General features: G+C 70.5%; 17 protein-coding genes. 6 read left to right on the top strand and 11 right to left on the bottom strand.

Annotated features, from left to right (window positions below; all coding sequences use genetic code 11):
- Positions 1–358: 358 nt before the first annotated feature.
- Together FB384_RS13605 and FB384_RS13600 are read right to left on the bottom strand one after the other, a co-directional pair.
- Positions 359–823: an acetyltransferase gene (locus FB384_RS13605; protein ID WP_183783220.1), complete on the bottom strand. Its 465-nt coding sequence runs from the start codon at positions 821–823 to the stop codon at positions 359–361.
- Positions 824–1,004: 181 nt separating this feature from the next.
- Positions 1,005–1,802, bottom strand: a complete 798-nt coding sequence (locus FB384_RS13600) for a sulfite exporter TauE/SafE family protein (protein ID WP_258938099.1) — start codon at positions 1,800–1,802, stop codon at positions 1,005–1,007.
- An 84-nt stretch (positions 1,803–1,886) separates the two neighbouring features.
- On the opposite strand from FB384_RS13600, the gene FB384_RS13595 reads away from it, so the two are divergent.
- The gene (locus FB384_RS13595) at positions 1,887–2,687 is read left to right on the top strand and encodes an AraC family transcriptional regulator (RefSeq protein WP_183783218.1); all 801 of its coding nucleotides are present in this window, start codon (positions 1,887–1,889) and stop codon (positions 2,685–2,687) included.
- Between the two features lie 52 nt (positions 2,688–2,739).
- Here FB384_RS13595 and FB384_RS13590 read toward each other — a convergent pair whose 3' ends face one another.
- The 3 genes from FB384_RS13590 to ychF form a co-directional block, all read right to left on the bottom strand.
- Positions 2,740–2,937: a type II toxin-antitoxin system YoeB family toxin gene (locus tag FB384_RS13590; RefSeq protein ID WP_323985295.1), complete on the bottom strand. Its 198-nt coding sequence runs from the start codon at positions 2,935–2,937 to the stop codon at positions 2,740–2,742.
- Between the two features lie 204 nt (positions 2,938–3,141).
- Positions 3,142–3,459: a hypothetical protein gene (locus FB384_RS13585; protein ID WP_183783216.1), complete on the bottom strand. Its 318-nt coding sequence runs from the start codon at positions 3,457–3,459 to the stop codon at positions 3,142–3,144.
- 153 nt (positions 3,460–3,612) lie between these two features.
- Positions 3,613–4,695, bottom strand: coding sequence for a redox-regulated ATPase YchF (gene ychF, locus FB384_RS13580; protein WP_183783214.1), 1,083 nt, complete (start codon positions 4,693–4,695; stop codon positions 3,613–3,615).
- A gap of 113 nt (positions 4,696–4,808) precedes the next feature.
- On the opposite strand from ychF, the gene FB384_RS13575 reads away from it, so the two are divergent.
- Positions 4,809–6,539, top strand: a complete 1,731-nt coding sequence (locus tag FB384_RS13575; RefSeq protein WP_183783212.1) for a DNA-3-methyladenine glycosylase 2 family protein — start codon at positions 4,809–4,811, stop codon at positions 6,537–6,539.
- Positions 6,536–7,039 carry a methylated-DNA--[protein]-cysteine S-methyltransferase gene (locus FB384_RS13570; RefSeq protein WP_183783210.1) on the top strand — a complete coding sequence of 168 codons (504 nt, stop codon included), beginning with the start codon at positions 6,536–6,538 and terminating at the stop codon, positions 7,037–7,039. The genes FB384_RS13575 and FB384_RS13570 overlap by 4 nt, the downstream gene beginning before the upstream one ends.
- Before the next feature lie 157 nt (positions 7,040–7,196).
- Here FB384_RS13570 and FB384_RS13565 read toward each other — a convergent pair whose 3' ends face one another.
- The 3 genes from FB384_RS13565 to FB384_RS13555 all read right to left on the bottom strand — a co-directional run bounded on the left by FB384_RS13565 (position 7,197) and on the right by FB384_RS13555 (position 10,125).
- Positions 7,197–7,895, bottom strand: coding sequence for a hypothetical protein (locus FB384_RS13565; protein ID WP_183783208.1), 699 nt, complete (start codon positions 7,893–7,895; stop codon positions 7,197–7,199).
- Between the two features lie 231 nt (positions 7,896–8,126).
- Positions 8,127–8,681 (bottom strand): hypothetical protein, encoded by a 555-nt coding sequence (locus FB384_RS13560; RefSeq protein ID WP_183783206.1) that lies wholly within the window; start codon positions 8,679–8,681, stop codon positions 8,127–8,129.
- Positions 8,682–8,919: 238 nt separating this feature from the next.
- Positions 8,920–10,125, bottom strand: a complete 1,206-nt coding sequence (locus tag FB384_RS13555; RefSeq protein WP_183783204.1) for an MFS transporter — start codon at positions 10,123–10,125, stop codon at positions 8,920–8,922.
- Positions 10,126–10,362: 237 nt separating this feature from the next.
- On the opposite strand from FB384_RS13555, the gene FB384_RS13550 reads away from it, so the two are divergent.
- Complete coding sequence (locus FB384_RS13550) at positions 10,363–10,941, top strand: helix-turn-helix domain-containing protein (protein ID WP_183783202.1); 579 nt, start codon at positions 10,363–10,365, stop codon at positions 10,939–10,941.
- An 82-nt stretch (positions 10,942–11,023) separates the two neighbouring features.
- On the opposite strand, the gene FB384_RS13545 is transcribed toward FB384_RS13550, so the two are convergent.
- A complete protein-coding gene (locus FB384_RS13545; protein ID WP_183783200.1) occupies positions 11,024–14,035 on the bottom strand; it encodes an AAA family ATPase in 3,012 nt (1,003 codons plus the stop codon).
- Positions 14,032–15,195, bottom strand: a complete 1,164-nt coding sequence (locus tag FB384_RS13540) for an exonuclease SbcCD subunit D (RefSeq protein WP_183783198.1) — start codon at positions 15,193–15,195, stop codon at positions 14,032–14,034. The genes FB384_RS13545 and FB384_RS13540 overlap by 4 nt, the downstream gene beginning before the upstream one ends.
- 232 nt (positions 15,196–15,427) lie before the next feature.
- Between FB384_RS13540 and FB384_RS13535 the strand changes: the two genes are divergently transcribed.
- Positions 15,428–16,345: a DNA recombination protein RmuC gene (locus FB384_RS13535; protein WP_183783196.1), complete on the top strand. Its 918-nt coding sequence runs from the start codon at positions 15,428–15,430 to the stop codon at positions 16,343–16,345.
- A 220-nt stretch (positions 16,346–16,565) separates the two neighbouring features.
- Complete coding sequence (locus FB384_RS13530) at positions 16,566–17,630, top strand: DUF6542 domain-containing protein (protein ID WP_183783194.1); 1,065 nt, start codon at positions 16,566–16,568, stop codon at positions 17,628–17,630.
- Between the two features lie 401 nt (positions 17,631–18,031).
- Here the strand turns inward: FB384_RS13530 and FB384_RS13525 are convergent, their stop codons facing one another.
- Positions 18,032–19,021: a 4-hydroxy-3-methylbut-2-enyl diphosphate reductase gene (locus FB384_RS13525; protein WP_183783192.1), complete on the bottom strand. Its 990-nt coding sequence runs from the start codon at positions 19,019–19,021 to the stop codon at positions 18,032–18,034.
- Between the last annotated feature and the right edge of the window lie 71 nt (positions 19,022–19,092).

Raw genomic sequence — 19,092 nt, 5'->3', positions numbered from 1 at the left:
GCGGGACGGCCGTACCCGCGAGCACTCCGCACCACGCCGGCGTGGCCGAACCGAACCTGGGCGACACGGCCACGGCACTGCGGACCGCTCCGCGACGTGATCTCGACGGGGACTCGCTACGCCGACGCGCTACGCCGCAGCGGACGTAGTCGCTCAGTCAGCTCAGCGACGTAGTCGCTCTAACAGCCAAGCGACGTAGTCGCTCCGCCGGCTACGGAACCGCGACAGCGTCGAGGAAACCATCGGCCCATGAGTACATTGTGGACACTGTCCACACGGTCCAGCGGCGCGACAGCGGGGAGCGCGCGGCGCTGCGCCACCGAGTTCAGACGGGCCGACATCTCGGCCGACCCGGCGCCTACTCGTGATCGGCTGTTGTCGCCAGCACCATGTGCAGCAAGGGGTACGGCAGTCCGTCGCCGTCCACCGGACTCCTGCCCGTCACTTCGAATCCGGCGCGCTGATAGAAGCCCACCGCCTGTTCGTTCTGATCATTGACGTCAACCGCCGTCGCGCCGTCTGCGACGAGCACGTGCTGCAGCAGCTTCGTGCCGATGCCGCCGCCGCGATGGTCGGCGTCGACGAACAGCATCTCCAGCTTGCCGTCCGCCGTCCCCGCGAAGCCGATCGGAGTTCCGCGACGTTCCGCGACAGTGATGCTCACCTGTGGAAGGTAGTCGGTCGCAAGGCGTGCCTCGATCGCTGCCCGGTGTTCCGCAGCCAGAAAACCGTGGGTGGCATCAACAGCAGTACGCCACACCTTCACAAGCTGCGGATACTCCCCGACGCCCTTCGTGTCTCGGAGCACGACGTCGTCGCTCATGAGAACGATCGTACGCAGCTCGGGAGTCCACGGTCGCGCACATTTCTGCCACTCACGGCTGACACTGAGCAGCGAACACTCAGCAGATCGAACAGCACCGAAGATCGAACGGCGCCCAACCACCCGTGGCCGCGGACTCGCCACACGTGGGGCCATGTCCTGCGTACCCGCCTGTTGCAGATCATCCCGTCACGGCCACGGCCGTCGCTGCTACCACGAGCAACGCGAGGTAGGCCCAGCTGTGTACCGCATCCGGGATCCTCGGCGGCCGCCTTCGCAGCAGGACGATGACCGGGATCGCGCCGGCTAGCAGGGCAAGCGCCGAGACGACGTCGACCGTCCCGACCAGTCCAGGGGCCGAGGCGACGGCGCTCCCGAACGCGGACGCCACGAGCATCGCCGGTACCGCGATCGCAACGGTCAACGGGTTCGCGAGCGAGGTCGCCACGCTCATGTCCATTCCGGACCGGCGCATCATCGGGACGGTCATCACGCTCCCGCCGACGCCGAGAAACGACGCGATTCCACCGATCGGTATGCCCCAGCCATCGGGTAGCGGACGGCCGCTGGGAGTCTTCGGCCGTCGCTCCGCCCCACGCCAGGACAGGAATCCCGGGCGGAGCAGCAGGTCGACGACGGTGATGCCGATGTAGGCCACGAATCCCCAGCGCGGGACGACGTCCGGCACGAACAGCGCCCCGACCCCGCCTACCGCTCCGCCGAGGGCGAGCAGAACGAACAGCGACCGCCGCCCGCGGAGATGGGCGAGGACGCTCCGCCTCGTCGCCGAGGTCGCGACGACCGCGTTGACGAGCATGACCAGCGCCGACGTCGCAATCGCGATGCGTAACGCGTCCGGCCCCCGCGCTGCGTCGACGAACAGGATGATCGGGACGGTGACGAAGCCTCCCCCGAAGCCGAACAGGACCGTTGTCACTCCGACGGCCGCGCCCACGAGGAACAGAACCAGTATTGACACGCTCCCATCCGACCGCGCGCCTACGCAGGCGAGCAATCGATTGTTGATCGAGAAGTTTCGCGTTCTCGCCACTAGGGTGGTGTCGTGCACAACATCTGCCTCGACGATGTCGATCACCTGCCGATCGACGTGCTCCCGATCGGGACGGACTACCCGCCTGCTCACCAGCTGCCCCGGCACACGCATCGCCGGGCGCAGCTGCTGTACGGAGCGAGCGGAGTGATGCAGGTCGAGACGGACGACGGGTCGTGGACGGTCCCCACCGACCGCGCTGTCCTCATCCCACCGGGCGTCGCGCACGAGGTGCTGATGGATGAGGTGACGACATGGAGCATGTACATCGAGCCGGACGCCGTGCCGTGGTGGCCGACCCGCTGCATGGTCGCCGAGATCGGCCCCCTGCTGCGCGAGCTTCTACGCGCAGCGAACGAGTTCGCTCCGGACTACGACGTCGCGGGACGTGACGGCGCCGTCATCGACCTGGCGCTGCACGAGCTGCGCCGCCTCACGCCGACGGCACTGGCGATCTCATTACCCCGCGACGAGCCGTTCCGCTCGCTGTGTCGCAGCTACCTCGCTTCCCCCGACCTGGCCGTGACCAACGAGACCTGGGCACAAGCCGCGAAGCAGAGCCCGCGGACGTTCGACCGCCACTTCCGCGCTCAGACCGGCAGCAGTCCCGCCGCGTGGCGAGCCCGCGCCCGTCTCCTCGCCGGCCTACGACAACTGCCTGCCTCGACCATCACCGACGTCGCTGCCCGGCTCGGATACGCCTCACCCGCGGCGTTCACCGCGGCATTCACACGCGCGTTCGGCGCACCACCGTCACGTTTCGTCCCACGAGCCGGCAGGGCCCCACAACCAGCACCCGTCGCCGACCTGTGAAGGGCCGGGACGACAACCGCGTCGGGTGCTGGTCCAGACATTGAAGCGGAACTCACCCACGTGCCCACGCGTAGGGACATCCAGGCTCAATAGTGGAAGCGGCCTGCAGGATCACCAGGTCTTCGCCGTCGACGGGGCATACCAGTCTGTGCGCGTCGGTGATGCGCCGCGACCACGATCCCTGCGCGCCATACTTGAGCTGCTCAGGCTTGCCGATCCCGGAGAACGACTCTTGGAGGCAGGCGTCGATGAGCTTGTTGATGCACCCTGCTCAACATGATGAGCCACACAGCGCGGGGCGATCAGATCATCGCCGAGAATCCGACCTCAACCACGTTCCGTAACCGATCAACCTCTGACGCGAGAGCCGCGCCCAACACCGCATGGTCATCGCCCAGAGCGAATCGCGGATCCGACGCGGTCTTCCCTCCATGTCGAGCACTGGAACATCGCCTCACTCCGGGGGCCGTGTGCCGAGGCCCCTTCGGGCGCGCTCCTTTCGCCTCACCCGGATCTCCACGACGACGAGAGACACATGGAACCACGCGATGAGCCCGCACACGACGGCAAAGATCCAGAACACGAGCATCAGCCGGGCGGCGTCCCCCATGTCGAGCACCGCGATCGACATCACGATGCAGCCAACCGCGCCGAGCGCCGCCCCGAGCGCCCACAGCACGCCCCAAACCAGGCTGATTCCCCAGGTCCGCGCCTCCGGGCCGACACCCTGTGGATCCGCGTTCCGCGTGCGCCGCTTACCGCGTTGTGACATTCGGGAACTCCTCCGGGCCGCCCTCAGCCGCCCCCGTTCCCGACTGCCCGGCGCATGACGTGAACCAGCGGGTCGACACGACCCTGAGCTCGGCTCGCCAGCACTCTACGTGCAGACGGGACCGCCCCGCCCCAGACGTCAGCCCGGCATTGCTCACACGTTGAAGCGGAACTCGACCACGTCGCCGTCGTGCATGACGTATTCCTTGCCCTCCATGCGGACCTTGCCCGCGGAGCGCGCGTCGGCCATGGAGCCCGCCGCCATGAGGTCGTCGTAGGAGATGATCTCGGCCTTGATGAAGCCGCGCTCGAAGTCCGTGTGGATGACGCCCGCCGCCTGCGGCGCGGTGGCGCCCTGCGGAATCGTCCACGCGCGCGCCTCCTTCGGGCCCGCGGTGAGGTAGGTCTGCAGACCGAGCGTGTGGAACCCGGCACGGGCCAGCGCGTTCAACCCCGGCTCCTCCTGTCCGACCGATTCGAGCAGCTCCTGCACCGCCTCCTCGTCGTCCAGCTCGAGCAGCTCGGCCTCCACCTTCGCGTCCAGGAACACGGCGTCCGCGGGCGCGACCAGCTCGGCCAGCTCGGCACGCTTGGCCTCATCGGCGAGCACGCCCTCGTCGGCGTTGAACACGTACAGGAACGGCTTGATCGTCAGCAGGCTCAGCTCCCGCAGCAGCTCGACGTCGACCTCCTGCTGCGCGGCGAACAGCGTGCGGCCGGAGTCGAGGATCTCCTTGGCCTTCTTCGCGTTCTCGAGGGCCGGGCGCGCCTCCTTCTTGGTGCGCGCCTCCTTCTCCATCCGCGTCAACGCCTTCTCGAGCGTCTGCAGGTCGCCGAGGATGAGCTCGGTGTTGATCGTCTCGATGTCCGACAGCGGATCGATCGTGCCGTCGACGTGCGTGACGTCGGGGTCGTCGAACACGCGGATGACCTGGCAGATCGCGTTGGCCTCACGGATGTTGGCGAGGAACTTGTTGCCGAGCCCCGCCCCCTCGGAGGCGCCCTTGACGATTCCCGCGATGTCCACGAACGACACGGTCGCCGGGACGGTCTTCGCCGAGGCGAACATCTCGGCCAGCTTGTCCAGGCGCGAATCGGGCAGCGGCACGACACCGACGTTGGGCTCGATCGTCGCGAACGGGTAGTTCGCCGCGAGCACGTCGTTCCGCGTCAGGGCGTTGAACAGGGTCGACTTGCCGACGTTGGGCAGGCCTACGATGCCGAGGGTCAAACTCACGGCTCGCAAGTGTACGTGCCGTCTGCCTGCCACTCGCGTCCCGTACCGACGCCCCGGCCGCCGTGTCCGATTTCCGCGAGTCACGGCGCTGACCTGGTGGCAGTATCGACGGCATGACCGAGACGGCCACCACCGGCATCTGGCACGACACCGACCGCTGCTACGCGGCCGTCAGCTCGCGCGACGCCCGGTTCGACGGCCGGTTCATCACCGGCGTCCGCACCACCGGCATCTACTGCCGCCCCTCGTGCCCGGCGATCACGCCCAAGCGCGGCAACGTCGAGTTCTTCGCCACCGCCGCCGCTGCCCAGGCCCGCGGCTTCCGTGCCTGCCGCCGCTGCCTGCCCGACGCGGTGCCCGGCTCACCGGACTGGAACGTCCGCGCCGACCTCGCGGGGCGCGCCATGCGGCTCATCGCCGAAGGCACCGTCGAACGCGAAGGCGTTCCCGGACTGGCGCGGCGGCTCGGCTACTCCGAACGCCAGCTCGGGCGGGTCCTCACCGCCGAGCTGGGCGCAGGCCCGCTCGCCCTCGCCCGCGCCCACCGGGCCCACGCCGCCCGCCTGCTCATCGAACGCTCCGCGATGCCGCTCACCGACGTCGCCTTCGCCGCAGGCTTCGCGAGCGTGCGCCAGTTCAACGACACGATCCGCGCCGTGTTCGGCCTGACCCCGTCCGACCTGCGCACACGCGCGACCTCCCGCCAGGTCGGCGACACGGGGACACCGGCGCCGGTGTCCGGCGCGACGCTCACCCTGCGGCTGCCGCTGCGCCCACCGTTCGACGGCGACGGCCTGCTGTCCTTCCTCGCCGCCCGCGCGGTCACCGGCGTCGAGTCGGCCACCCCGGCCCGGTACACCCGCACGCTGCGGCTGCCCCACGGCCCAGGGCGAATGACCGTGGAACCGGCCACCGCGACGGCCGCAACCGAAACCGCGCACGTGCCGTGCGAACTGTGGCTCACCGACGTCCGCGACCTCGCCGGAGGCGTCGCCCGGGTCCGCAGACTGCTCGACCTCGACGCCGACCCGGTCGCCGTCGACGACGCGCTGCGCCGCGACGACGCGCTGGCGCCGCTGGTCGCCGCTCGCCCTGGCATCCGTGTCCCCGGCGCGGTCGACGGACCGGAACTCGTCCTGCGGACGATGCTCGGCCAACAGGTGTCGGTCGCCGCCGCCCGTACCGCGGCGAGCCGCCTCGCAGCAGAGCTGGGCGAGAACCTGCCCGGCGAGACTCTGCCGGGCGACGCCCTGACCGGGGACGACCGGTCCGGCCACGACCCCGCCAGCGACGATCCCGCCGACGGCCAGGGTGGCACCGCCCTGTTGTTCCCCACCGCGTCCGCGGTCGCCGAGCACGCCACCGACGTCCTCCGTGGACCTCGTACCCGGATCGAGGCGATCCGCACCGTGGCAGGGGCGCTGGCGTCCGGCGATCTCGACGTCCACGCCGGCCGCGACCCCGACGAGCTGCGCCGGGACCTGCTCGCCCAGCCGGGCATCGGGCCGTGGACCGCCGACTACGTCGTCATGCGCGCACTCGGCCGACCCGACGTACTGCTCGACGGCGACCTCGCACTGCGAACGGGATCCGCCGCGGCCGGTATCGACCCGGCCGAGCTGCCCGAGCGCGCGCTCGCCTGGCGACCGTGGCGGTCCTACGCGGGCATGCAGCTCTGGCGCTCGGCGGCCACCGCGGACAGGGCAGTCGCCCCGAACGACGCCGCCGCGAACAGGACCAGTGCGGCCACTCCGAACGCGCGGCAGGACAACCGACACCGACACACGCCCCGTCACCTCGACCGGACACGACCGGTAACCGACGTTCAGGAAGGAACGCCATGACCACCGCCCACTGGTCCACACAGGACACCCATGCCGGACCGTTCACCGCGATCGTGGCCCCGGACGGAGCCGTCCTCGCTTCCGGATGGACGTCCGATGTGGACGAACTCGTGCCGGTGATGTCGCCGTCGCTGCGCCCCGGCGAACTACGCGAGAAGCGCGACCTCGGCACCGTCACGACCGCGGTCCGCCGCTACCACCAGGGCGAGTTCGACGCCGTCGACGCGATCGCCGTGCGCCAGCGGTCCGGCGAGTTCCTCAGCCACGCCTGGGACGTGTTGCGCACCGTGCCCGCCGGAAAGTCCGTCACCTACACCGAGCTGGCCGCGCTCGCCGGACGCCCGGACGCCGTCCGCGCCGCGGCGTCGGCCTGCGCGCGCAACGCCTGCGCCCTGTTCGTGCCCTGTCATCGCGTGCTGCGCGTCGGAGGCGCCATGGGCGGCTTCCGCTGGGGCGTCGACGTCAAACGGCGACTGCTCGCACACGAACGCCCCGCCTGACGCGCACCGGGCCGGCCACACACACAGGTTCGGGCGGGGCGACGGTCGTCGCCCCGCCCGAACCGAAACGATCGGCCGTGGCTCAGCTACCGGGCTGCGGCTCAGCTGCCCGGCCGCGGCTCAGTGTCCCCGCTCGCAGCTCGTTTCCCGCTGCGGCTCAGTTTCCCGGCTGCTGCGGTTGCTGCTGCGGTGGCTGCTGCTGGCCACCGCCTTGCTGTTGCGCGGCCTGGAGCAGCTCCCGGCATTTCGGGGCCTGCTGGAACTCGCCGGAGAGTTGCTGGTTGCCCTGCAGCTGTTTGATCGGCTTCTGCAGGTCGACCTGCTGCAGCTTGCTGCTCGCCGCCTGCACGGCCTGGCTCGTCGCCTGCTTGTCCGAGGCCGGCGCCTTGTCGAGCTCCGACTTCGCCTCGTTCGCCGTCTCGCGGAGGTTCCGGTACGAGTCCTTGGCGGTCGAAAGGAACTTGTCGCCACCGTCAGTGGGTGAGGAGTCCATCGCGTTCATATCGGACAGGAACTTGTCGGTGCTCTGCGTGATCTTGCCGAGCATCGTGTTCATCGACTTCTTGAGAGCCGCCGGGTCCTGCGTTTCGGGCTTCGGCGTGCCCTGCGACGACGCCGAGAACTCGGCGAGGCTCCCGCAGAACCCGTCCATCCAGCGGACGCCTTCCTCGTTGACCTGGGAGCCGCCCTGGCCACCCTGCTGAGACTGCGAGGGGGCCGGGCCTGCCGAGCTCGACGCCGAACTGCCCGCCGACCCGTCCTGCTGGCCGGCGTTGTCACTCGCCTCCCCACCGCAACCGGTCAGCGCGATCGCCCCCGCCGCGACGGTGGCGAGCAATGTCAGGTGAGGTCGCATGTCGGAACCTCCGAATGTCGTAGGTGCGCTGGCCGCCCCCGCGTCGTCGGTGGCTCCTCCCAGCCCCCGATCGGCGATCCTCTTCCCCAGCCGGAGGGCGTGTGCTGCGAAGAGGTGCCGAGAAGGGACTGATCCGAAAGGGACGGATTGTCTGGCGGCCGGCTCACACCGGCCGCAACCTGGTCCCGCCTGCGGACCGGCGTTCTGGACAGCGCCCAGGCGGCAGGCGGGTCAGCCGCCCGTGCCGAGTTGGGGCGCGGCGGGAAGCTCGGGCTGGGCTGCGAACAGATCCAGATACATGCCACCCGCGAGCAGCAACCCGAGCACGCCGAGGACGACACCGCCCACGGCCAAGGCCGTGACCCACGGCCGCTTGTCGGAACGTCGCGCGTACGCGAGGAGCACAATGCCCCCTACGACCGCGGCCACGAGCGCGATGACCCCGTTGACCAGCGCGGTCGTGTGCCACGGAGCGCCGTAGAACGCTTCGATCTGATCGCCGCCGCCTCCGGCGCCGGCCTCGATCTGGCCGACGATCTCTTGGCGGGCACGCAGCATGTCACTCAGCGGATTGCCGATGAGCGAGCTCAACCCGAGCCCGGCACTCACCACTGCGATACCGCCGAGAATGCCATTGGCAGAACCGGAGGCACCGGCACTCGCGGCAGGAACGTCGGACACGACGACCTGTTGGGGAGAGGATTCCGGGTGCTGCGTTTCGTCCGACGCCTCGTGTTGATCGCCGTCGACGATCCCGGTCGGTTGTTCGGTGCCGTCAGAAGTCATTGCGCGAAAGCGTACGCGCCCGGGTCTGATACCCGAGTAAAGTATCGAAATCGACGCACGAGTCTTTGCGGTTTGATGAAGCACGCAGTGAGAAGCCGCGCGGTGAGTGCCGCGCGCAATGGAACCGGACCCTCGTCCCGGCGACAGACTGCGCGACGATTGCGCCCTTTCCCTGGGAGCTCAGTGCTCGGCGAGTCGGCTACTGCGCCCTGCGATGCCGAGGGGCCGTTCGAATGGGTCACGGTTGACGACCTTGCCGGACACGATCGTTGAGGATCAGCGGAACCGCGCCGATGGCGAGCGCTGCCCCGATGACACAGATGACGGTGAGAACAGCCCCGTGGCCGAGTGCGATTCCGGCGAGGGCCGGGGTGAGGCTGATGCCCAGTTGGAATGCCGACACCGTGGCGGCACCCGCGAGAGTGGGTGCGTGTACGGCAAGCGCGAAAACCCGGCCGTAGATGGCCGGATTCAACACGAACGCCGCGATGCCCAGCAGGAATGCGACCGCCGCCCCAGCCCAGCTCTGCTGAATCGCGGCCACCATCGTCAGCGAAAGGACCGCGACGGCCGCGGTTCCCGAGAGCAACGCGGTGTGCGGCCTCCGGTCGGAGATGCGACCGCCCACGGACAGGCCGATGAAGGCACCGATCCCGAAGAGCGTGAGTACCGCCGGAATCCAGGCTTCCGAGAGGGCGGTGATGTCGGCGAGCATTGCGGCGAGGTAGTTGTAAGTGATCATGTAGGCCGCGGTCGTCAGGACGGTGATCGTCCACATTCCCCAGAGCATCGGGTTGCGCAGGTTGGCGAGTTCGCGCGTAACCGTTGATTCGGCGGCCGGGCCTGTTCGGGGTCGAACCTTCGGGATGACGAGAACGCATCCGACTGCGCCGGCGATGGTGAGGGCGACCACCACCCAGAAGCCGCCTCGCCATTCCGTGTAGTGGCTCAGCAGGGTGCCGGCTGGGCCGCCTGCGACCATGGCGGCACTGAGGCCGCTCACCACGACCCCCGAGGCGCGGGCGTTGCGGTCCGCGGTGACGAGGCTGATGGCGGTCACGGTCGCGACGGCGAAGAAACCCGCATAGGCGACGCCGGCGACGGCTCTGGTGACGAGCAGGACCGAGTAGTTGCCGACAAGCCCCGTGGCGATGCTGGCCGCGAAGGCTCCCTGCGTGATCACCAGGGTGGTGTGCCGCGGCCAGCGCGAGCTCAGCACGGCGAAGGGCGGCCCGCCGATCACCACGCCGAGCGCGAACGCGGTGATCAGATATCCGGCCGACGAGAGCGACACCTCCAGGTCGGCGGCCACCGCGGGGAGAACTCCGGCGAGGAGGAACTCCGCGCTTCCCATCGCGAACAGGCAGAACCCGAGGAGATACACACCGGCAGGCGGCCTGCCGGACCGTGACTTCCGGGACGTCTCCGTACTGGTGTCGGCCATCAGCGTTCACTCCCGAATCGGTCGGCTGTTCCGGCCAGCTCGCGGGCCGGCAACCGGGTCGACACGGCGCTGCCGATCGCCGAGTCGGCGAGCGCAGCGGTGACGCTCCGGGCGCATGGGTGGATCGATAACGGCGTTGTGTCCATATGGGTCACCTCCGCCGACAGAGTCCGAGGTGGATACCGGAATCGACAACTTTCGTTGCCGGTTCCGGGACGAGTTGACAGACTGGCGGTTGTGGACGATCAGCCCAGCGTCGGCGCCGTGCTCGAACAGATCGCTCCGCGCCTGCGCGATGCCCGCGAGAAGAAGGATCTGAGCCTGGCAGGCCTCGCCCGTGCCACGGGCATCTCGACCAGCACTCTTTCCCGACTGGAATCAGGCCAGCGCAAGCCCAGTCTCGAGCTGCTCCTTCCGATCACGGCCGCCCTGGGTGTTCCGCTCGACGAGATCGTCGCCGCACCCCGCATCGCCGACCCACGCGTGCCCCAGCAACCCACCAAGAAGGACGGCCGCGTACTGATCCCGTTGTCGCGGCAACAAGGCGAACCCCGCGCCTACAAGATGGTCATCCCGTCCCACGACGAGGATCCGCACCTGCGCACCCATGCCGGTCACGAATGGCTTTACGTCCTACGAGGGCAACTCCGCGTCAGGCTCGCCCACCAGGACTTCGTCATGGGCGCAGGCGAGGCAGCCGAATTCGACTGCCAGATCCCCCACTGGTTCGGCGCCGCAGGACGCGGAAGCGTGGAAGTCCTCAGCCTCTTCGGCAAGTCGGGCGAACGGATCCATCTCCGCACCCCGATGCGCTGAGCCGACCCGCCGAGGAGCATTCGGACCTGCCACTAAGCTCCTGCGCCGGGACTCCTGCACCGAAGCTCCTGCGCCGGGACGACTAGGCGACGCCGAGATCGCCGTCGAGCCCGCCCTCGATCCGCACGCTGGAGCCCGTGCGGGCCTTGCGTACCCGCAGCCGTGTCGGGATGCGTTGCCGGAGTTCCTCGACGTGCGACACCAGCCCGACGACACGGCCGCCGGCACGCAGATCGTCGAGCACATCCATGACCACGTCGAGGGTTTCCCCGTCCAGCGTGCCGAAGCCCTCGTCGACGAACAGCGTGTCCAGCAGCGCCCCGCCGGTTTCCGCTGCCACGACGTCGGCCAGTCCAAGCGCGAGCGACAGCGAAGCCAGGAACGATTCACCACCGGACAGCGTCTTGGCCGACCGCACCATCCCGGAGTAGTCGTCGAGCACGTCGAGGCCCAGCCCGCCGCTCTTGCCGTGGCTGCCCGGAGCGTCCGAGTGCACGAACGAGTACCGCCCGTGGCTCATCGACCGCAGCCGGACCGTCGCCGCGACCGCGACCTCCTCGAGCCTGGCCGCCAACACGTACGACCGCAGCGACATCCGGCGGGCGTTCTGTCCACGGCCGTTCACCACGTCCGTGAGCGCATCCAGCTCGGCGAACTCCTCCTCCGCCGGTGCGAGCTCACGCAGCACGGCGTCCAGTTCGGCCGCAAGCGTGTCGAGGTCGCGGACACGCCGCGTGTGCTCCTGCAGGGTCGCGGCGTCCTGCTCAGCCTGCTGTCGCGCCTGTTCGGCCGCCTGCCGAGCCGATTCCACGTCGACCACGCGATCCGGCTCGACGCCGAACAGTTCCGGTTCGGCCAGCACGGCGCGGGCCGTCGCCTCCGCCTGCTCGGCGTCCGCCAGCGACTGCTCCAGCTCTGCGATCCGCTCCTCGTCGCGGGCCGCCTGCCCGGCTTCGTCGACATCGGCGAAGCCGGCGGTGCGCGCGGCCTCCGCCGCTGCCGCCGCGTGCTCGTCGACACGCTCACGGGCCTCCCTCAGCTCGGTCCTGGCATCCGCCAGTCCGTCAAGGGCACCCGCCAGCTCCATCAGGTGCGCCCGCCGCGCAGCGACGTCGGCGAACTCGCCGGCCGCCTCCTCGAGCCGCCGCTGCCGCTGGTCGACCTGCTCGGCGAGGGCGCGCCGCTGTTCCTCGGCCGCGGCCGCCTCCCGCTCGGCCGACGTCCGCTGAGCGGTCAGGTCCTCGTGTTCCGCCTCTCCCGCACGGACGAGCTGCTCGAGCCGGTCCTTGTTGCCGGCCGCATCGGTCAGCGTCGTCAGCTCCGCGCGGACCTCTCCGAGTTCGGTGCGTATCTGCTCGGCGGTGCGGTCCTCCAGCCGTTCGACGACGGCCGCGAGGGCCGTGTCGGCCTCGTGCCGCGCGGTCGCCGCCCGACTCCTGCGCTGCTCCGCGGCCTGCTCGGCCTCGGTGGCCGCCCGTTCCTCCGCCTCTCCCACACTGTCGGTGCCCATGGCCGGCGCAGGATGGTCCGCCGAGCCGCACACGGCACAGGGCTCGCCGTCTCGCAGCTGCCCGGCGAGTTCGCCTGCCATTCCGGCGAGTCGCCGCGCCCGCAGGTCGAGCAGCTCCTCGCGCGCCGTCTGATGCGCGTCGATCGCCGACTGCTCGGCCTCGCGGGCACGCGCGGCCTCCTGTTCCAGAGTCGGCACGCGCTCGGCCTCAGCCAGCGCACGTGCCAGTTCGGCTTCGCGCGTCCGGACCGGGTCGAGGCGCACCGCCGCCTGCGCCGCGGCGTCCAGCTCGGTGCGGAGCTGCCGCGTGCGTTCCGGCAGCCCTGCGAGCTTCTCACCCAGCGCCGCAGCCTGCGCCGTGGCGTGTTCGGCGGTCTCGACCAGCTGCTGCAATCGCTTGCGGTCGCGGCCCTGTTGCTCCGCCTCCTCGACGAGCCCGGCCAGCGCGCCTGCCTCCTCACGGGCCTCGCCCGCGCGTGTGCGCAACTCCGGGACGTCCGGGTCGCCGGCTTCGAGCTCCGAACCCACACGACCGTCGCCGCGCCCGCAGGCTGCCAGCGTCTCCCGGGCCAGCTGGTCACGCTCACGCGCCCGGGCCAGCCGGGTGCGCTGCCGGTCCGCCTCCGCGGCGAGACCGGTCACGGCCGATGCCCGCCGCGCAGCCGTCAGCTCGGTCTTCCACTCGGCGCGCAGGTCCGTTTCCTTCGCCAGCTCAGCCAGGCTCTCGTGGGCACCGCGCACCCGGCGGACCCGCTCGGCCTCGACCCGACGTTCGTCGAGCACGTCCGCGGCCCGCTGCCGCGCCGTGGCCGACTCGTCGGCCACGGTTCTCGCCGCGGCGACGGCCTCGGCCGCCCTGGCACGCACGTCGGCCACCCAGTCGGCGGCACCGTCCTCGGGCGGTTCCTCCCTCGCGACCTGCCCGATCCGTGCCAACCACTCCCGCACCGACTGCCTGCGCTCGGCCAGTTCCCGCCGCTTGGTCTGGCGCCGTTCGCTGAACCACTTCTCGGCCTCGAAGAACCGCTGCGTGCCGAACAGCTTCTCCAGCAGCTCCTCACGGTCCTTCGTCTCGGCCCGCAGAAACCGCGCGAACTCGCCCTGCGGGAGCAGCACGACCTGGAAGAACTGGTCGGCGGTCATGCCGAGCAGCCGCTCCACGGTGCGCGCGACCTCGTCGATGCGTGTGACACCCTCCGGCGGTTGTCCGCTCGGCGGATCGTCGAGCCAGGTCAGCGACGCCTTCGCCTGCTGCTTCGTCGTGCCGTCACCGCGCAGCTTCGGCCGTTCGTACTCGGGGTTGCGCACGATCCGGAACCGGTGCCCCTGCACCGTCAGCTCGAGCGTCAACTCGGTCGGCGTGCCGCGTTCGGCCACGTCGCAGCGGAACCGCTTGGCCTCCGCCCGTGCACCGGGCACCTTGCCGAACAGCGCGAACGCCACGGCGTCCAGCAGCGTCGTCTTACCCGCGCCCGTGTCACCGTGCAGCAGGAACAACCCGTCGGCACCGAGTGTGTCGAAGTCCACCACCTCGCGGCCCGCGTACGGCCCGAACGCCGAGACCTCCAACCGGTGCAGCCTCATCGCGGCTCACCGTCCTGCCCCGGATCGTGCTTGCCCGCGGATTCCAGCGCCGCCACGAGCAGTGCCTCCTCACGGTCGTTGGGCGGTGCGTTGCGGCAGTCCTCGACGAAACTCCGCGCGATCTCGGTGTCCGACCTGCCACGGACAGCCTCCGCGTACCGCAACGTGGCCGTCTCCGCGCCCTCCGGCTCCCATTCCAGGTGCACCGCGTACGGGAACCGTTCCCGGAGCCTGCGCATCGCGTCGACGGGCCTGACCCGGTCGGTCAGCGTCGCCGAGACGAAACTCTCGACGTGCTCCGCGTGCTCGGGCTCGGCGAGCAGGTCGTCGAGCCGTCCGCGCATCGTCGCGAGCGGGCGCGGCACCGGCAGTTCCCGACGATGCACCTCGCCGACACCGTCGCCGTCCACATCGAACAGGAAGACCGATTTCCGTTGCGCCATCTCGGAGAACGAGTACGCGAGTGGACTTCCCGAGTAGCGGATGCGCTCCTCGAGCACCTGCGGCCCGTGCAGATGCCCCAGCGCGACGTAATCGACGCCCTCGAATACCGATCCGGGAACCTGCTCCACGCCGCCGACGGCGATCGGCCGTTCCGAATCACATCCCGCGGCGCCGGTGACGAACGCGTGCGCGAGCACGATCGACCGCGTGTCCGCAGACCTGCCGTCCAGGTCATCCCGCACCCGCCGCATGGCCTCGGTCAGTACCGCCGTGTGCCCCCTGCCGTCGATACCGAGCGCGTGCCGGGCGGTCTCCGGCTCGAGGTACGGGATCCCGTACACCGCGACCGGCGCGTCACCGCCCTCGAACACCACCGGCTCCGCGATACCGGCGACCGTGGTGCGCAGATGCAGCCCGCCCGCGGACGCGAACTCGGCGAACGCTCCGAGCCGGGCGGCGGAATCGTGGTTGCCCGACGTCAGCACCAACTCCGCCCCGGCCTCGCGGATCCGCCGCACACCCGCGGTCGCGACCCGCACGGCCTCGGCGGACGGCACGGCGCGGTCGTAGATGTCGCCCGCGACGAGGACCACGTCGATGGCCTCATCGGCCACGAGGCCGGCGAGGTGCTCGAGGGTGGCGTCCTGCTCGGCGAGCAGGTCCGCGCCGTGGAAGGTTCGTCCCACGTGCCAGTCGGAGGTATGGAGCATTCGCACGCGATCAACGCTAGGTGCCCACTCCGACAGAACCCGGCACACCCACCCGGCGTGTCACTAGAACGTGTGTTCCCAATAGGCTCCGGGGTCCGGCCACCGGGTTTCTGTCGGGGTCGTGCGCCATGATGCGACCGGGCCCGGAACGTGACCGGAAACCGGCGACCGGCCCGCACACAGACTCGTCCGGGGCCGGCTCGCCCGGACGAGGATCGACGAACGAGGAGCGTGCCCTGTGGCTTCGACGGTGTTCGCGGCGGTCGCGACGGTGGCCGCCGCGCTGCTGGCGGGCGCGGTCGTCCTGCTGTGGCGGCTGTACCAGGACGGCATGCGCCGTGCCGACGACGCCGCGAGGCAGGTCGAGGCGGAACGGGCGAAGCTCGACCAGCAGCAGGCGGCGCTGCGCCGGTACGAGGTGGCGTTCGCCTCCATCAGCGGCCGGGGCGAACTCGGCGAGCACGTGCTGGTCGAGACCGCGCGTGCACTCGGCCTGCGCGAGGGCCTGCACTACACCTTGCAGACGGACCTCGCGGGCGGCGGCGCGGCGAAGCCGGACATGGTGCTGCGGGTCGGCGGTGACCGCACGGTGCCGGTCGACGCCAAGGCGAGCCTCGCGATCTGGGCCGAAGCGGTCGAGACCGACGACCCCGACGAGCGCATCGACGCCCTGCGCGTCCACGTGCGGAACCTGCGCTCCCGTGCGACCGAACTGGCGGGAAAGGGCTACCAGCGCTGGGCCGACGCGATCTACGGCACGGTCATGTTCGTGCCGTCGGACGCCGCGGTCGTCGCCGCGCTCGACACCGACCCCGAGCTGCTGCGGTGGATGCTCGACCGGCGCGTGTTCCTGTGCGGCCCGACCGGTTTCGCCGTCATCGCCTCGGCCGCCATGTTCGCCGCGACCGAACGCACCCTGCTGGACGACGTCGAACAGGTGCGGGCCTCCGCGGCGTCGGCGCACCGGGCGGCCGCGGGTGCCGTCGACGCGGTGAACCTGTCGAGCACGCATCTGCAGCGGTTCCTGTCCGCCCGCAAGCGGGAGCTGGAAGCACTCGAGAACTTCCGCGGCACGGTCGCCCCGCTGACCGAGGCCGCTGCCAGCCCTGCTCCGGTGCCCTCCATCAGGAAGAGCGACGAGGCCACTGCGAACTGACCACGGCCGCGCCGACGACGGGGACATGACGGGAGGCTGTGACCGAACCGATACTCCGACGAATCGCCCGAGCCGCGCGTCACGGGTTCATGCCGTCTTCACACGACGCCCGGCGACTGTGGGGGACGTCACCGGACAGAAGGTCGTCCGACCACCCGGTGCAACGAACGTCGAGGATCCTTAACAGTCGTGGCCGATCTACCGGCTACGGTGTTGCCCTGTGACCGCCACACGAGATCGCCGCAGCGATCCTGACGCCGCGAACGAGGACGAGCCCGTCCCGTGGGACGAACGTCTCGCGTTCGGTGCCCGGCGCGGTCTGCCCTGGTGGGGAGCTGTGCTGCTCGCCCTGGTCACGGCGATCGCGGGTGCGGTACTGAGCATGCAGGTGAGCGACGGGCTCGGCCTGCCGTTCCAGTTGATCTACGTCGCGGGCGTGCTCGCCGCTGTCGCCGGGGTGCGCCGACGCAACCTGTTCGGGCCGATGGTCCAGCCACCGCTGGTCATGGCCGCCACCGTGCCATTGGTCGTGCTGACCGACACGTCGCTGCCGGAAAGCAACGACACCCTCGCCGATGTGCTGGCGATCAGCACGCCGCTGATCAACAACTTTCCGGTGATGGCGATCGCGACGGCACTGACGGTCGGCCTCGGGGTGCTGCGCATCTACCGCGAACGCGATCCCGACCGGCCGCTCAAGGACACGTCGAAGCGCAGTCGTGCCGACGACACCGGTGATAGCGGGCCCGCCCCGAAGGAGAAGCGCCCGGCGAAGAGCAAGACCCCAGGCCCGGCCGACGCCACGGCAGCTGCCGAGGCCGCGGGCGTGGCCGGCGGCCGGGGTCCTGCCGACGATGCCGGCACGTCCGGGCGCCGCCGCACGCCTCGCCCGCCAGAGGACCGGCCGGATGCCCAGGACGGACGCGGCGAACCGCCACGTAGGCCCCGTCCCGCCGACGGCGGCCGCGGCCCGCGTGGACCGGAGGACGCTCCCCCGCCGCGCAGGCCCAGGTCCGCCGAACCCGACCGTGGACCGCGCACGCCACCTCCGGACCGACGGCCCGCCCGGCCGCCACGAACGCCGCCCGACGCCGCGGAACGCAAACGGCGCATCGACGAATGGCCCGACGCGATCCCCGGCCCCAAGCGTCCGCAGCGGCCGCCGCGGGGCGAGCGACCGGAGCCTCCACAGCGACCCAAGCGTCCCCGTGGGTCCGAACCACCGCGTGGCGACCGGCCCGGCCGGGACCAGCCACGTCGGCGCCCCTGGGACGCCGAGGACTGATCCACGCGGTACCCGGGTCCACACCACCCGGCCGACAACGCGACGACCGGCCGCCGCAACAACTGGCGCCATGACAACCGGTGCCGCTACGAGCGGGGTCGCACCGACCGCAGTGGACGCCGTGACGACCGCAGTGGACACACATGAGGCCGCCCCTCCCCGCACCGGGGAGGGGCGGCCTCATCGCTGTTCGAAAGCCACTATTCGGAAACCGCGATTCGGAAGCCGCTGTCCGAAAGCCACCGTTCGAGCGCTGTTGTCCGCTGCCCCGGCCAGGGCTGTTCGTTCGGTGGCGGGCCCCGTCCTGCGGCAAGGCCTCGCGGCCGAAGGTCCGAGTCACGGCCGCACCCGGATCGTCCGCCGCCCGGCGTGCACCGGCGCGGTGCCGAGGCCGGCGGGGATCAGCGCACGCTGCTGCGCGTCTCCTTGTCCGAACGCAGCTCGCGGGGCAGCGCGAACGAGATCTTCTCGTTGGCCGTGGTGACCTCCTGCACGTCCTCCCAGCCGCGTCCGGCGAGGTCGTCCAGCAGCTCCATCACGAGCACGTCGGGCACGGAGGCACCGCTGGTCACCCCGACGGTCGTGACGCCCTCGAGCCACGCAGGGTCGACCTCACTGGCGTAGTCGATCAGGTGCGCGTCGCTCGCACCCGCCTGCAGCGCCACTTCGACGAGCCGCTGCGAGTTCGACGAGTTGCGCGAGCCCACCACCAGCACGAGGTCGCATTCGGCCGCCATCGCCTTGACCGCCACCTGGCGGTTCGACGTGGCGTAACAGATGTCGTCGCTCGGCGGGTCGGCGATCCCGGGGAAGCGTTCGCGGAGCTGGTCCACGCGCTGCATCGTCTCGTCGACGCTCAGCGTCGTCTGGGAGAGCCACACGACCTTCTCCGGGTCGCGCACCTGTACCTGCGCCACGTCCTCGGGGGTGTCGACGAGCTGGACGTTCTCGGGCGCCTCACCGGAGGTGCCTTCGACCTCCTCGTGGCCGTGGTGGCCGATCAGCATGATGTCGTAGTCGTCCCGGGCGAACCGGTTGACCTCCTTGTGCACCTTCGTCACGAGTGGGCACGTCGCGTCGATCGTGCGCAGGTTCCGCTTCTCGGCCTCGGCGTGCACCGCAGGCGAGACCCCGTGCGCCGAGAACACGACGAGCGCACCCTCGGGGACCTCGGTGGTCTCGTCGACGAAGATCACGCCCCGTTCCCGCAGCGTGTCCACGACATGGCGGTTGTGGACGATCTCCTTGCGGACGTAGACGGGCGGGCCGTACATCTCGAGCGCCTTCTCGACCGTGATCACTGCACGGTCGACACCGGCGCAGTACCCGCGCGGCTTCGCGAGCAGCACACGCTTGCCGTTCTGGTCGCCGCTGGGGCTGGCTGCACTCATGGCTCCCAGGGTACGGATCGCAGGGAAGGGCCGTCATCGCGCGAGCGATGTGGCGGTGCCCGCACCGCCAC

The sequence above is a fragment of the Prauserella sediminis genome (genome assembly GCF_014195435.1).
In the GTDB taxonomy this organism is placed as follows: domain Bacteria; phylum Actinomycetota; class Actinomycetes; order Mycobacteriales; family Pseudonocardiaceae; genus Prauserella; species Prauserella salsuginis.
The sequence above is the reverse complement of the archived record's forward strand: the minus strand, read 5'-3'. Positions and strand labels throughout refer to the sequence as shown.